Origin of the sequence: Frateuria sp. GZRe14 (genome assembly GCF_051900395.1) — a bacterium.
GTDB lineage: Bacteria > Pseudomonadota > Gammaproteobacteria > Xanthomonadales > Rhodanobacteraceae > Frateuria_A > Frateuria_A edaphi.
The window spans coordinates 521,439-534,969 of sequence record NZ_JBHZGJ010000001.1; the positions used below are offsets into that span (position 1 = coordinate 521,439).

A 13,531-nucleotide genomic window follows, 5' to 3' on the forward strand; every position below is an offset into this window, starting at 1 on the left:
GCGTCCGCGCAGGTTTGCGACACCGCGTCGCAGCGGCATGCCTTCTGCCGCTGGCTTCCCGAAGTGCGGCGACGCGAATGCGGCCGCAAGTGCCAAGGGGCAGCCGCTCTTCGGTTCCTTGACCAGGAGGCGTAAAATCCCCGTTTTACTTTGCGGTACTTCGATGACTTCCCCCACCGAGAAGCCGGCGCCGCCGCCGGGCGTACGCCTGGAAGGCAGCACGGACGCCTTGCCCCTTTCCCCCGCGTTGGGTGTCAGCCTCGATGCTACGCGCATGCCGCGCCGCTCCACGCTGGTGGATCGGCGGGTATTGCGCATCACCGCGGTATCGGTGGTGCTGGGCGTTGCGGCGGCCCTCATCGCGCAAGTGTTGACCTCGCTGATCGGGCTGGTCACGAACCTGGCGTTCTATGGCCGTGTCTCGACCGCCTTCTCCTCGCCGGCAGGCAACCATCTGGGCATCTGGGTGATCGTGGTGCCGGTGATCGGCGGCCTGATCGTCGGCGCCATGGCGCGCTGGGGCTCGCGCGCCATTCGCGGCCACGGTATTCCCGAGGCGATGGAGCAGGTCCTGCTCAACGAGTCGAAGATCCCGCCGCGGATCACCTTCCTCAAGCCGGTGTCGTCGGCGATCGCCATCGGCACCGGTGGCCCGTTCGGCGCCGAGGGCCCGATCATCGCCACCGGCGGCGCGCTGGGTTCATTCATCGGACAGCTCCTGCGGGTCACCGGCGGCGAGCGCAAGGTGCTGCTGGCTGCCGGTGCGGCCGCGGGCATGGCGGCGGTGTTCGCCTCGCCGGTGGCGGCAGTGGTGCTGGCGGTGGAGCTGCTGCTGTTCGAGCTGCGCCCGCGTTCGCTCATCCCCGTGGCACTGGCCACCGTGGCCGCCACCTCGGTGCGCTACGCCTTCCAGGGCACCGCGCCCGTATTCGCCATGCCGGAACTGGCCGAACCAGGTGCCGTCGCGCTGGCCTGTTACGTGGGCGTGGGCGCGCTGCTGGGCCTGATCAGCGTCGGCGTCACCCGGATCGTCTACGGCGTCGAGGATGCGTTCGAACGGTTGCCGATCCACTGGATGTGGTGGCCGGCGCTGGGTGGCATCGCGGTGGGCGTGGTCGGCTATTTCGCACCGCTGACGCTCGGCGTGGGCTACACCAACATCGAGGGCATCGTCAGCGGGCAGTTCACCCTGCACACGCTGTTCTTCCTGTGCGTGATGAAGTTCATCTCCTGGTCGATCTCGCTGGGCAGTGGTACCTCCGGCGGTACGCTGGCGCCGCTGTTCACCATCGGCGGCGCGCTGGGCGCGCTGATCGGGCTCGGCCTGGCGGCGATGCTGCCGCAGTTCGGCATCGATCCGCGCATCGCGGCGCTGGTGGGCATGGCGGCGATCTTCGCCGGCGCCTCGCGCGCGTTGCTGACGGCGGTGGTGTTCGCATTCGAGACCACCGGCCAGCCGGCCGGCCTGCTGCCGCTGTTGGGTGGCTGCACCGCGGCCTACCTGATCTCGGCGCTGATGATGCGCAACACCATCATGACCGAGAAGATCGCCCGCCGTGGCGTGCGCGTGCCCTCCGAGTACGCGGCCGATTACCTGGACCAGGTAGCGACCGGCGATGCCTGCTCGCGCCACGTGGTGACCCTGCGCACCACCCAGACCCTGGGAGAGGTGCGCAACTGGCTGGGCGAGGGCTTGCCCGAGGCGCAGCACCAAGGCTATCCGGTCGTCGACGAAAACAACCAGGTGCAGGGCGTGCTGACCCGGCGCAGCCTGCTCGATCCGCAGTGGTCCTACTCGTTGCCGCTGGGCGACCTCATCACGCGTCCTCCGATGATGGTCAAGGAGGATCATTCGTTGCGCGAAGCCGCCGACCACATGGTCGCCGAGCAGGTCGGCCGGTTGATCGTGGTCAGCAAGGACGCGCCGCACCGCATGGTCGGCATCATCACCCGTGGCGACCTGCTGAGCGCGCACAAGCGCCGCCTGCAGGAGGCTCGGCAGGCCAGCCGTCACCTTCGCTTCGGCAGGAACGGCGTGCGCACGGCCTAGCGATCACAAAAAAGGTCCTCCCGTTCGACGGGAGGGCCTGAGCGGGGATGCGTTTGCGCAGGGCCGGCTTCGGCCCTAGCCCCGGCCCTCCCTTGCACGGGAGGGCGCCGCGCTTCGAGCTACATCTGCTTGTCGCCCACCAGCACGATGTCGGCGGCGCGCCGCGCGAACAGGCCGACGGTCACCACGCCCGGAATCTGGTTCAGTTCGGCCTCCAGCGCCACCGGATCGGTGATCTGCCAACCGTGCACATCGATCACCCAGTTGCCGTTGTCGGTGACCACGCCATCGCGCCATACCGGCTGGCCGCCGCGCTTGACGATCTCGCGCCCGACCAAGCTGCGCGCCATCGGAATAACCTCGATCGGTAGCGGAAAGCGCCCGAGCAGGTCCACGCGCTTGCTCGCGTCGATGATGCAGACGAACTGCGCGCTCGCCTCGGCGATGATCTTCTCGCGGGTGAGCGCGGCGCCGCCGCCCTTGATCAGCCGCTTGTGCGGATCGCACTCGTCGGCTCCGTCGACGTACAGCGAGAGCGGACCGGTGGCGTTGAGGTCGAGCACCGGAATGCCGTGCCGCTTCAGCTGCGCGGTCGAGTGCTCGGAACTGGACACCGCGCCATGGATGCGGTGCTTGATGCCGGCCAGCGCGTCGATGAAGTAGGCCACGGTCGAACCGGTGCCGACACCGACGATGGCGCCATCCTCGACGTAGCGGATGGCAGCCTCGCCAGCCAGACGCTTTTCGTTGCTCATGAAAGGTTTTCCTCGGAGTGTGCGCGCCGGCCTGGAGCAGCAGGCATCGATCGGTAGCTATTCGAGCGCCAGGATGAAATCCCAGTCCTGCGCGCCCACCGGCATCACGGACAGCCGGTTGCCCTTGCGCACCAGCGCCATGTCGACGAGCGCGGGCTGCGCCTTGAGCTCGTCCAGCGTGATCACGCGCTTGAGCTTGCGCACGTATTTCACGTCCACCAGCATCCATCGCGGATTGTCGCGCGAACTGGCCGGGTCGAAGTACTTGCTCGCAGGATCGAACTGGCTGGGGTCAGGATAGGCATCGCTGGCCACCTCGGCGATTCCGGCGATGCCGGGCTCGGCGCAATTGGAGTGGTAGAAGAACACCTTGTCGCCCTTGCGCATGCCGTCGCGCATGAAGTTTCGCGCCTGGTAGTTGCGCACGCCATCCCACGGCTCGCGCTTGCGCTGCTTGAGGTCGTCGATCGAGAAGGTGTCCGGCTCGGACTTCATCAGCCAGTGGGTGTAAGGCCGCTCGCTCATCGGGATCTCCGGACGCAGCAACGTTGTAGAGGCGCATCCGGTGCGCAACCGCTGATCCGGGCATGGCGGTTGCGCACAGCTGCAACGGACACAGGAGCGGCAGCTGCCGCGCTCACGGCGCTTCTTCCGGGTGGCAATCGATCAGCTCGCGGTCGGTGGCGACGTAGTCCAATGCCACGTCCCACGGCTCGGACGCGATCGCGGGCAGTTCCTGGAAATCGTAGGCGATGCCGACCAGTAACGGCTCGGTGGGGCGCGCCTGGTCGTTCAGGAAGGCAAAGCTGCGGTCGTACCAGCCGCCACCGTAGCCGAGCCGGTGGCCGCGACGATCGAAACCAAGCAAAGGCACCAGCACCAAGTCGAGCTGGAACGGCGCGAACCACTCGCGCGGCGCCACCGGTTCGGGGATGCCATAGCGGTTGGGCTGCACGTCCTCGCCGGCCGACCAGGGCGCGAAGCGCAGTTCGCGGTCCTCGCCCAGCAGGGGCAGCAGGAAGCGCTGGCCGCGCGCGGCCAATGGCGGAATCACCAGATTGAGCGGCAGCTCGCCGTCGCAGGCCCAGTAGCCGGCCACGCGCGCGTCGGTGTGGTATTCGGGGAGCTTTTCGAGGCTGTGCCGCAGGCCCTGTGCGGCGGCGATGCGCTGGGCCGGTGTCAGTGCGCGACGACGGGCGGCGAGATGCTGGCGCAGTTCGCGGCGTTGGGCGGTGGCGTCCACGTTCGCGCGTCTCCTTGGAAGACGGCGCGACCGGCGCCGCTCGCGCCCGGCCGGCGTTGTATCAACGTCGGCCAGGCGGGGAAAAGGGGTGGCGTCAACCACGATGCCGCTGCCCACCGAACGACCTTGATCCACTTGGATCAGGTGGGAGGGCTACATGGCCTTCAAGGCTTTCCGCACGCGGCGGACATGCACAACAACCATGTGAAGCCGACCCGGGGCCGTATATAGGAACAAGGCAAATGTAGAGTGTGCTGGCGCACACCGCAGAAAACGCCGGGGTCTATCTTACTTGTGCGTCGAGCGCTGCTTCAAGCTTGCGGCGCAGCGCGGCGAGGCCGTCAGTCACGCTGCGATCAGCACCGTCGTGTTGCTTGCGCAGGCCCAGGTATTCATGGGTGATGCTGATGGCCGCCAGCACCGCCAGCCGGTCGAAGCCGGGCGTGCGGGCGTTGGCGCGCAGTTCGCGCATCTTGCGGTCGAGGAAGGTGGCCGCTTCGAGCAGGCCCTCGCGTTCCTCGGGGGCGCAGGCGATCAGGAATTCGCGGTCCAGCAGGCGCAGCGCGACCGGCTCGGAGGCGGAGGGAGGCGTGCTGCTCATCAGCCGTTGTTCTCGAGGGCTTTCAACCGTTGGATCATCGCCTCGACGCGGCTGCGCGCCTGGTCGTTGCGCGCCATCAGGCCCGCCCGTTCGTTGGCCAGCTGTTCCTGGCTGTGCCGCAGGCTCCGGTTTTCTTCCTGCAGTCGGCGCACGAGGTCCAGCAGGCGATCCAGCTGCTGGTTCAGGATGGCCAATTCCTGCTGGGCGGGATCGGGCGTGCTCATGGTGTGAAATATAGCAAGCCTGCCGCAGGAAAAGGTGCCGCACTTGGCTGCAGGAAAGCCCTTGGGCCCAGCCGTATGCGCGGGCCGCGTCCAGGAGCGTTCCCGCGGCGCCCGGGCGGTTTAGACTTGGTGGTCGATTCCCGTGGAGGGGCCCCCATGACTGCCACCGATATGCTCGCCTACGAAGACCTGGACGCCGCGCTTATGCGGATGCGTATCGGCGCGGACGCCAGCGAACTGCACGGCTCGTTGTGCGGCTACCTGGCGGGCGGTGGCTCGCTGGACAAGCAACCCTTGCTGGCGGCGCTGGAGTTGGAGGGAGGCGAGGCGGTCGTGCCGGCCCCGAACGACCAGGCCCTGCTCGAGCGGCTGGCGACCCAGTCCCGCGGCGAGCTGGCCGATCCCGAACTCGGCTTCGAGCCGATGTTGCCGGCCGACGACCGCCCCCTGACCGAGCGCGCCGACGCGCTGGTGGAGTGGTGCCGCGGCTTCCTCGGCGGCTTTGGCCTCGCCGGCGCCGGCGCGCACGCGCAGTTGTCGGACGAGGCACAGGAAATCCTGCGCGACCTCACCACCATCGCCAGTTCCGCCTTCGATTTCGGCGACGAAAGCGAAGACGAGGACGCGCTGATCGAGGTGCACGAATTCGTGCGCATGGGCGCGATGCTGTTGTTCGCCGAATGCCACAGCGCCCAGCGCCCGGCGAACGACACTCTGCATTGAGCATCGCGATCGCCGAATTCGCGCGCCGGCGGCGCCAGCTCATGCGCATGGCCGGCGCCGATGGCGCGCTGCTGGTCGCCGCGGCGCCCGAACGCATGCGCAATGCCGATGCCGCCTGGCCGTACCGGCAGGATTCGGATTTCCACTATCTCACGGGCTTTCCGGAGGCGGATGCCGTGCTGGCGTTGTTGCCCGGGCGCGCGCACGGCGAGGCGGTGCTGTTCTGCCGCGAGCGTGACCCGGCGCACGAGCGCTGGCACGGCGAAGTGACCGGCACCGAGCGCGCGGTGAGTGCTTTCGGGTTGGACGACGCCTTCCCGATCGAGGACATCGACGACATCCTGCCCGGCATGATCGAGGGGCGCGCGCGGGTGTATTGCCATTTCGGGCGCGAACCGGATTTCGACGCGCGGTTGCTCGGCTGGATGCGTCGCCTGCGCCAGTTGCGCGGCGGTGGCGTGGTGCCGAAGGAGTTCGTGGCGCTGGGACACCTGCTGCACGACCTGCGGCTCTACAAGTCGCGCGGCGAGCTCAAGCTGATGCGCCAGGCCGCGGCCATCGCCGCCGAGGCACACGTGGCGGCAATGGCCGCCGCGTTGCCCGGTCGCCTGGAGTACGAGGTCGAGGCCGAGCTGCTGCGGGTGATGCGCAGCCGCGGCGCGGTGCCGGCATTCCCGCCGATCGTCGCCGGCGGGGCCAATGCCTGCACCATGCATTACCTGGCCAACCGCGCGCCGCTGAAGGATGGCGACCTGCTGCTGATCGACGCCGGCGCCGAGGTGGACTGCTACGCCTCGGACATCACGCGCACTTTCCCGGTCAACGGCCGTTGGACGCGCGAGCAGCGCGCTCTGTACGAGGTGGTGCTCGCCGCGCAGCAGGCGGCAATCGACGAGGTGCAACCCGGTCGGCCGTTCGATGCCGCGCACCACGCGGCAGTGCGGGTGATTGCCGAGGGCTTGTGTGCGCTGGGATTGCTCAAGGGCTCGGCTGACGCGGCGATCGAAGGCGGGGCATACAAGACCTTCTTCCCGTCCAAGACCGGGCACTGGCTCGGGCTGGATGTGCATGACGTGGGCGATTACCGCGTCGATGGCGAAGCGCGACTGCTCGAGCCAGGCATGGTGGTGACGGTGGAACCTGGCATTTACGTGCCGCCCGACCTGCGCGGCGTGGCCGAACGCTGGCGCGGCATCGGCATCCGCATCGAGGACGACGTCGCGGTGAGCCCGGAGGGCAACGTGGTGCTCACTGCAGCGGTGCCGAGAGACCCGGAGGAGTTGGCGCGAGTGCTGGGCGGGCGCTGAATCGGGCGTGTGCCAGTCGCCCGGGGAAGCGCGCTGGGCGGCAACAGGACGCGGGTGACGGTTCGGGGGCTGGATGTTCCACGCGGCCCGCGCGCGCGAAAAATCCCGCGCTGCGACGCCACGCCGCGCGGCAGCCTGTCGCGATGCCGCAGCCATCACGCGATACACGTCTATAGTCGCCGATGCCCTTCCTTCGGGAGTGAAGCATGCCGACCGCGGAGTTCCTGTCCCGCCTGCAGTTCGCGTGGGTGATGTCCTTCCACATCCTGTTCCCCGCCTTCACCATCGGCACGGCGGCGTGGCTGGCGTTCATCGAGGGCGTGTGGCTGTTCAAGCGCACCGACCTGTGGCGCGACCTGTATTTCTTCTGGCTGAAGATCTTCGCCGTCGCCTTCGGCATGGGCGTGGTCTCGGGCATCGTGATGAGCTTCCAGTTCGGCACCAACTGGGCCGGCTTCTCGATCGTCGCCGGTAATGTGGTCGGACCATTGCTCAACTACGAGGTGTTGACCGCGTTCTTCCTCGAAGCGACCTTCCTGGGCGTGATGCTGTTCGGCTGGAAGAAGGTCAGCGATCGCATGCACTTCCTTGCCACCTGCATGGTCTCGCTGGGCACGCTGTTGTCCTCGTTCTGGATCATGTCCGCCAACAGCTGGATGCAGACGCCGGCCGGCTACGAAATTCGCGACGGCGTGTTCTATCCGGCCGACTGGTGGCGGGTGATCTTCAACCCGTCGTTCCTGGTGCGGTTGCCGCACATGGTGCTGGCCGCGTTCATCTCGACGGCGATGGTGGTCGGCGGCGTTTCGGCGGTTTACCTGCTCAAGGGACGTTTTGTCGATCGCGCCGGGGCGATGCTCAAGCTGGCGCTGGCCTTCCTCGCCATCGTGATCCCGATCCAGATCGTCATCGGCGACATGGCGGGCCTGAAGGTGCGCGAGTACCAGCCAGCCAAGCTGGCGGCCATCGAGGCGCGCTGGGACACCGCGAGCAGCGTGCCACTGGCGCTGTTCGCCTGGCCGGACGAACAGGCCGAAACCAATCACTACGCGGTGGAAGTGCCGCACCTGGGCAGCCTGATCCTCACCCATTCCTGGAATGGCGAGGTCAAGGGCCTGAAGGACTTCCCCCGCGACGAGCGGCCGCCGGTGAAGATCCCGTTCTTTTCCTTCCGCGTCATGGTAGGCCTGGGCCTGTTGATGCTGGCGCTGGCGTTGCTCGGCTTGTGGCGCTGGAAACGCGGCAGCCTGGTCCGTGACCGCTGGTACCTGAAGGCCTGGGTGGTGATGATTCCCTCCGGCTTCATCGCGCTGCTCACCGGTTGGTGGGTGGCCGAGGTGGGCCGCCAGCCATGGGTGGTGCAGGGACTGATGCGTACCTCGCAGGCGGCATCGGACGTGCCGGCCTCCAGCGTGCTGGCTTCGCTGATCACCTTCGTGGTGGTCTACCTCGGCATCTTCGGTGCCGGTATCTGGTACCTGTTCAAACTGTTCCGCGACGGCCCCCTGCCGGCGCCGCAACGCGAACGGCCGGTCACGCCGGTGCACGGCAACCGCCGCCGCACGCCAGCGCGTCCGCTGTCGGCGCCCGACGACCCGATGGGAGACTGACGATGGACTGGCCAACCGTGCTACCGGTGGTGTGGTTCTTCATCATCGGCTTCGCCGTGATCATGTACGTGCTGCTGGATGGCTTCGTGCTGGGCCTGGGCATCCTGCTGCCGTTTGCCGACGACGAGGACCAGCGCGACCACATGATGAACACCGCCGCGCCGATATGGGACGGCAACGAGACCTGGCTGGTGCTCGGCGGTGCGGGCCTGATGGCGACCTTCCCCAAGGCCTATGCGGTAGTGCTCTCGGCGCTGTACCTGCCGATCCTGGTGATGCTGATCGCGCTGATCTTCCGCGGCGTGGCGTTCGAGTTCCGCTTCAAGGCGCACCGCTCGCGCTGGCTGTGGGGTCTGGCCTTCAGCGTGGGCTCGGTGCTGACGGCATTGGCGCAGGGACTGATCCTTGGCGCGCTGGTGGAGGGCATGCCGCTGACTGGCGGCAAGTACGTGCAGGGCGCGTTCGGCTGGTTCAGCCCGTTCGCGGTGATGACCGCCGTGGCGGTGGTGTTCGGCTACGCGCTGCTGGGCGCAACGTGGCTGATCCTCAAGACCGACGGCCGATTGCAGCGCATCGCCTTCGACCTCACCCGGCCGCTGATGCTGGCGGTGATCGGCTTCATGCTGATGGTGAGCGCGTGGTTGCCGTTCCTCGATTCGCAGTTGATGGAGCGCTGGTTTACCGGCGCCCACATGCTTTGGCTTTCGCCGGTGCCGATCCTTACCGTGCTCAATGCGATCCTGTTGTGGCGCGCGGTGCTGAAGAACCGCGAGGTGCAGCCGTTCGTACTGGCGTTGTGCTTCTTCGCGCTGGGCTTCGTCGGCCTGGTGGTCGGCATGTGGCCGAACATCGTGCCGCCGAGCATGAGCATCTGGGAGGCCGCGTCGCCGCCCTCCTCGCAGGGTTTCGTGCTGGTCGGCGCGGCGTTCCTGATCCCGGCGGTGCTGGCCTACACGGTGTATTCGTACCGCGTGTTCCGCGGCAAGGTGCTGGCGGGCGAGGGGTATCACTAGCGCGCCCGCCGCAGCAGATGCCCGCGTGTGAGCGATGCTCCCGCCAGGACCGGGACGGGAGCATCGCCCCCGAACGGCTTGTCGGCTCTCGGCGCGCGCGTCAGAGGGCGGCGAAGGCGTCGCGGGTGAGATTCTCCGGCGCGCCGTCGGTACACACCACGTCGTCCTCGATGCGGATGCCGCCATAGGGACGGAAGGCATCGACACGGGCCCAGTCCACATCCTTGGCCGCGGGGTTGGCGCGCAATTCGTCCAGCAGCATGTCGATGAAGTACAGGCCTGGCTCGATGGTCACCACCATCCCGGCTTCGAGCACGCGGGTCATGCGCAGGAACGGATGTCCCTCCGGCCGCGGGATGCTGCCGCCGCGTTCGTTCTGCTGGAAGCCGGCCACGTCGTGCACCGCCAGTCCGATCGGGTGGCCAAGGCCGTGCGGGAAGAATGCCGAGGTCACGCCGCTGGCGACCGCCGCCTCGGCGTCCATGCGGATGATGCCGTGTTCGCGCAACACGCCGGCGACCAGGTGGTGGGCGTGGATGTGCAGTTCGGGGTAACTCTGCCCCGCGCGCACCTTCGAGGCCAGCTCGCGCTGGGCCACGTCCATGCTGTCGATCAGCGCCTGGAATTCGTCCGCGCCGGCCGCGGCGTAGGTGCGGGTGATGTCGCTGGCGTAGCCGGCGCAGCTTCCACCCGCGTCGATCAGGAACGAGCGGTGCACGGTCGGCGGCTGGCGGTCGAAATGAGTGTAGTGCAGCACCGCCCCATGCTCGTTCAAGCCCACGATGCTGGAGTAGGGAAGCTCGGCGTCGATCTGCCGCGCGGCGGCGAGGTAGGCCATGTGGATGCCGAACTCGCTCTCGCCGCTGCGGAAGGCCGCCTCCGCCGCGCGGTGCGCGCGCGTGCCGATGCGGCTGGCTTCGCGCATCAATGCGAGTTCATAAGGTGTCTTGTAGCTGCGATGCCAATGCAGGTAGTTCATCACCGGCTCGGGGTTGTTCGCTCCCACGCCTTCGATGGACGGGCAGGCCGGGCCGATGACGGCGTTGCGGCCCTGCTTCGGCAGTGCGGCGACCGCGTCGGCGTGGCTGCGCACGACGTCGATGTCGAAATGCTCCACCCAGTAGCCGCTCGGGGCGGCCGGCACCACGTGCCAGTAGTCGCGCGGCTGCACGAATATCAGTTTCGGCTTCGTGCCGGGGGCGTAAACGATCCAGCTGCCCGGCGCGTCGGTCAGCGGCAGCCAGTGGCGGAAGTGGGGATTGGAGACGAACGGGAAGTCCTGGTCGTCCAGGAACTTGTTCAGGGGTTTGCCCGCGGCGATCAGCAACCGGTCGAAGCCGCCCAGCGCGAGTGCCTTGTCCGCGCGTTCGCGCAGGGTGGCCAGATGCTGGGCGTAGAGCGGGGCGAGGTTCTCGGTCATGCGGCGTCCTTCGTCGGGCGGCGGGCGCGAGGCGGTTCCGCCGGTGGGGAGCTGCCCATGATCGCGCGGTGGGCCGCCGAGGGCCACCCGTGGAAAAAACCTCAGCCGGGCATGTCGAGCCAGCGCTGGAGCTGCGCCGACTCCTGGTCGCCGATGGCGATGATGCGGTAGCCGGCCCAGAACTGCCCGGGCGTGGCCGCTTCCTCGTGCCACTGCTCCTGCACGCCGACTTCGATCGCCGTGGTCTCGCCCAGCCCGGGCAGCGGCAGGCGCAGCTGGTAGATCGCTTCGTTGCGCGGTGCCTCGCTGCCGATCAGCAGCATGCCGCTGGCCGACAGGTTGCCCAGCTGGCCCATGCGCCGACCGCTGATCGCATCGATCACTTCGGCGGCGATGTTGACCGGCTTGCGATGGGCGCGGCGGCTTTCCTGCGGATTGGGCGTCACGAACGGGCTCCGGGTATCGGGGTCGCCTGACGCAGGCTGTCGGTCAGCGCGCGCAAGGCACGGTCCAGGTCGCTCTCGTTAACGGCCGGTACCTCGCGAACTTTACCCGCGGCGATCGCCTGGGCGAGATCGGCCAGGCTCATCTCATCGGCGCGCTGCCCCTGGCGCGTCACGAACAGGCCGCGCGCGGCGCGCGGCGAATACCAGGCCAGCTTGCGGCGGACCCGGCCGCCATCGGCCTGGACGAACTCGAACCACTCGCCGGGATGCCGGCTGAGGCGCTGGTGCAGGCGCAGCGCCTCGGCCGAGGGTACTGCCGGCGTGGCCGGGGTCGCCTCGGGCGAGTCGCCGGGCCCACGGCGCTGTTTGAGGCGCATCGCCAATCCGGTAAGGCCCGGTCCGTCGCCTTCCTGCATGACGGCACCGGCGCCGATCAGCCGTTGGGCAATCTCGGTGGCTTCCTCACCATGCATGCCGATCTGCTGCAGTCCGGCGATCACTTCGGCCTGCAGGGTTTCCAGGTTGCCGGGCGGCAGCCGGCCCAGCAGCTGGTCGGTGATCACCAGTCGGCGCGCGAAAGTTTCGCTCTGCTCGCCGTGGCGCAGCAGGGTCAATGCCAGCACGTCCGACCAGGCGTGTTCGAGCAGCGCGCGCAGCGCGGCGCGCGGCGGCGCCTTGGCGAGCAGGCCGGTGAGCAATTCGGTGGCGCGCTGGCGAGCCTGTTCCAGCCGCTCGCGGCCTTGCATCGCCTCGACGTGACGTCGCTCGGTGACCTGCGCCTTGCGCTGAAGCTGGGCAACCTGGCGTTCCAGTTCGGCCGCCAGCTCGGCATGCAGGGCGGGCGTCGGCGGCTCGCGGTCCAGGCGCTCGAGCAATTGTTCCACAGGAGCGAGCAGGCCGCCGTCGCCACCTTCCAGCCAGTCGCGGGCAGCTTCGATGAGGTGGTCCAGCAACTGGCGGGCCGGCTGTTCGCGACGCTCGAAAAAGCTCTCGTCGGCCAGGGCAGCGCGCAGCATGGGCAACTGGGCGCGGTCGAGCAGACCGTGCGCAAGCGCCGGGGGCGGCAGTGGGCGACGCAACGCATCGAACAGCCGCGAGATCAACTCCAGTGTGTCGTCGGCGTCCGGGCCGGGGAGGATCGGCACCGCGTCGAGCGGCTGGCCGGCATTGAGCTGGTCGACCAGCGCCTCGCGCAGGCGTTGGGCGCGCCGGAGCATGTCCGGGTCCGCGCGCCGCCGCGACAAGGCGGCGAGCGCGGCATCCAGCTCGCCAGCACTGGCGAAGCGTGCATGATCGGATACCGGGCGCGGGCCACGTTGGCGGGTGAGCAGTTCACGCACGCCGGAGGGGCGTGCCGGCGCGTCGGGCGCCTCGGGCACCGGGGCGGGAGCCGCCGGCAGCGGGCGTGGCCGGCCGCGTGGTCGCGGCGAACGCGGCAGCGGAAACGGTCGCAGCCGCGGCAGGATGCCGGCGGCGGCCAGATGGTTGTTGACCACTTCGTGCAGCGGGGTCAGGCCCTGGATCAGCTTGCCCTCCACGGCTTGCAGCAACAGCAGGTGGTGCTCGGCTGGCAGTCCGAGCGCCGCACTGGAATCGCGGAATGCCTTGGCGATCGCCTGCGGCCCCAGCGGCATGGCATCGCTTTCCAGCGGCGGAGTGCCGATCAATACCGCCAGGCGGTAGCTGAGCTCCACCAGCAGCGGTCCGCCGCGTGCCGCACTGCGGGCGACCAGTTGGTCCAGTGCCGCGGTCATCTCGTGTTCGATCGGGTCGAGCAGGCTCAGGGTCAGGCGCGCGGCTGGCGCGCTTGTTGCGGCGGGCTGCGCACCCAGCTCCAGCAAGGCCCGGTCGATGCATTCGATGAACCGTTGCTCGAAGGCCTGGCGCTCCTGCACCAGGCGCTGGCGGGTCGCCTGGTAGCGCTGCTGTTCGATGTGGCTGCGGGTGTTGGCCGCTTGCTCGTGCAGGGCGCGGTCGAAGTCCGCCAGACACAGCTTCAGCGGTTCGGAGAGCCACTCGCGACAGAGCTGGCGCACGTCGTCGACCAGACGGCGCGTTTTCGCCGGCCAGTGCGCCGGTGGGGCGACTGTGCTCGAACGCGACGGGTCCGGTTGTTCGACATCCATGGGAAGCCTTGCT

Annotated in this window: 13 protein-coding genes and 1 other RNA gene; 5 read left to right on the forward strand and 9 right to left on the reverse strand. The window is 68.5% G+C overall.

Annotated features, from left to right (window positions below; genetic code table 11):
• Positions 1 to 163: 163 nt before the first annotated feature.
• On the forward strand, positions 164 to 2,050 hold the full coding sequence (locus ACFWZ1_RS02335) for a chloride channel protein (protein WP_231323305.1): 1,887 nt from the start codon (positions 164 to 166) through the stop codon (positions 2,048 to 2,050).
• Between the two features lie 119 nt (positions 2,051 to 2,169).
• Here ACFWZ1_RS02335 and rpiA read toward each other — a convergent pair whose 3' ends face one another.
• The 6 genes from rpiA to ACFWZ1_RS02365 all read right to left on the reverse strand — a co-directional run bounded on the left by rpiA (position 2,170) and on the right by ACFWZ1_RS02365 (position 4,873).
• Positions 2,170 to 2,805, reverse strand: coding sequence for a ribose-5-phosphate isomerase RpiA (gene rpiA / locus ACFWZ1_RS02340; RefSeq protein WP_439665319.1), 636 nt, complete (start codon positions 2,803 to 2,805; stop codon positions 2,170 to 2,172).
• Between the two features lie 57 nt (positions 2,806 to 2,862).
• Positions 2,863 to 3,330, reverse strand: a complete 468-nt coding sequence (locus ACFWZ1_RS02345) for an EVE domain-containing protein (RefSeq protein WP_439665320.1) — start codon at positions 3,328 to 3,330, stop codon at positions 2,863 to 2,865.
• 112 nt (positions 3,331 to 3,442) lie between these two features.
• Positions 3,443 to 4,048, reverse strand: coding sequence for a 5-formyltetrahydrofolate cyclo-ligase (locus ACFWZ1_RS02350; RefSeq protein ID WP_231323311.1), 606 nt, complete (start codon positions 4,046 to 4,048; stop codon positions 3,443 to 3,445).
• Between the two features lie 91 nt (positions 4,049 to 4,139).
• A non-coding RNA gene (ssrS, locus tag ACFWZ1_RS02355) (6S RNA) lies at positions 4,140 to 4,324 on the reverse strand.
• A gap of 7 nt (positions 4,325 to 4,331) precedes the next feature.
• Complete coding sequence (locus tag ACFWZ1_RS02360) at positions 4,332 to 4,649, reverse strand: cell division protein ZapA (protein WP_231323313.1); 318 nt, start codon at positions 4,647 to 4,649, stop codon at positions 4,332 to 4,334.
• On the reverse strand, positions 4,649 to 4,873 hold the full coding sequence (locus tag ACFWZ1_RS02365; RefSeq protein ID WP_231323315.1) for a TIGR02449 family protein: 225 nt from the start codon (positions 4,871 to 4,873) through the stop codon (positions 4,649 to 4,651). The genes ACFWZ1_RS02360 and ACFWZ1_RS02365 overlap by 1 nt, the downstream gene beginning before the upstream one ends.
• 156 nt (positions 4,874 to 5,029) lie before the next feature.
• Here ACFWZ1_RS02365 and ACFWZ1_RS02370 point away from each other — a divergent pair, with 156 nt between their 5' ends.
• From ACFWZ1_RS02370 to cydB, 4 genes are all read left to right on the forward strand, one after another.
• The gene (locus ACFWZ1_RS02370) at positions 5,030 to 5,596 is read left to right on the forward strand and encodes a UPF0149 family protein (protein ID WP_231323317.1); all 567 of its coding nucleotides are present in this window, start codon (positions 5,030 to 5,032) and stop codon (positions 5,594 to 5,596) included.
• Complete coding sequence (locus ACFWZ1_RS02375) at positions 5,554 to 6,903, forward strand: aminopeptidase P N-terminal domain-containing protein (protein WP_439665321.1); 1,350 nt, start codon at positions 5,554 to 5,556, stop codon at positions 6,901 to 6,903. Before ACFWZ1_RS02370 ends, ACFWZ1_RS02375 begins: the two co-directional genes overlap by 43 nt.
• Before the next feature lie 206 nt (positions 6,904 to 7,109).
• Complete coding sequence (locus ACFWZ1_RS02380; RefSeq protein WP_439665322.1) at positions 7,110 to 8,513, forward strand: cytochrome ubiquinol oxidase subunit I; 1,404 nt, start codon at positions 7,110 to 7,112, stop codon at positions 8,511 to 8,513.
• A gap of 2 nt (positions 8,514 to 8,515) precedes the next feature.
• On the forward strand, positions 8,516 to 9,526 hold the full coding sequence (cydB, locus tag ACFWZ1_RS02385) for a cytochrome d ubiquinol oxidase subunit II (RefSeq protein ID WP_231323322.1): 1,011 nt from the start codon (positions 8,516 to 8,518) through the stop codon (positions 9,524 to 9,526).
• A gap of 100 nt (positions 9,527 to 9,626) precedes the next feature.
• On the opposite strand, the gene pepQ is transcribed toward cydB, so the two are convergent.
• The 3 genes from pepQ to ACFWZ1_RS02400 form a co-directional block, all read right to left on the reverse strand.
• The gene (gene pepQ / locus ACFWZ1_RS02390) at positions 9,627 to 10,946 is read right to left on the reverse strand and encodes a Xaa-Pro dipeptidase (RefSeq protein ID WP_439665323.1); all 1,320 of its coding nucleotides are present in this window, start codon (positions 10,944 to 10,946) and stop codon (positions 9,627 to 9,629) included.
• A 101-nt stretch (positions 10,947 to 11,047) separates the two neighbouring features.
• Positions 11,048 to 11,392, reverse strand: a complete 345-nt coding sequence (locus tag ACFWZ1_RS02395) for a PilZ domain-containing protein (protein ID WP_231323325.1) — start codon at positions 11,390 to 11,392, stop codon at positions 11,048 to 11,050.
• A complete protein-coding gene (locus tag ACFWZ1_RS02400; RefSeq protein ID WP_439665324.1) occupies positions 11,389 to 13,518 on the reverse strand; it encodes a DUF1631 family protein in 2,130 nt (709 codons plus the stop codon). Before ACFWZ1_RS02400 ends, ACFWZ1_RS02395 begins: the two co-directional genes overlap by 4 nt.
• Between the last annotated feature and the right edge of the window lie 13 nt (positions 13,519 to 13,531).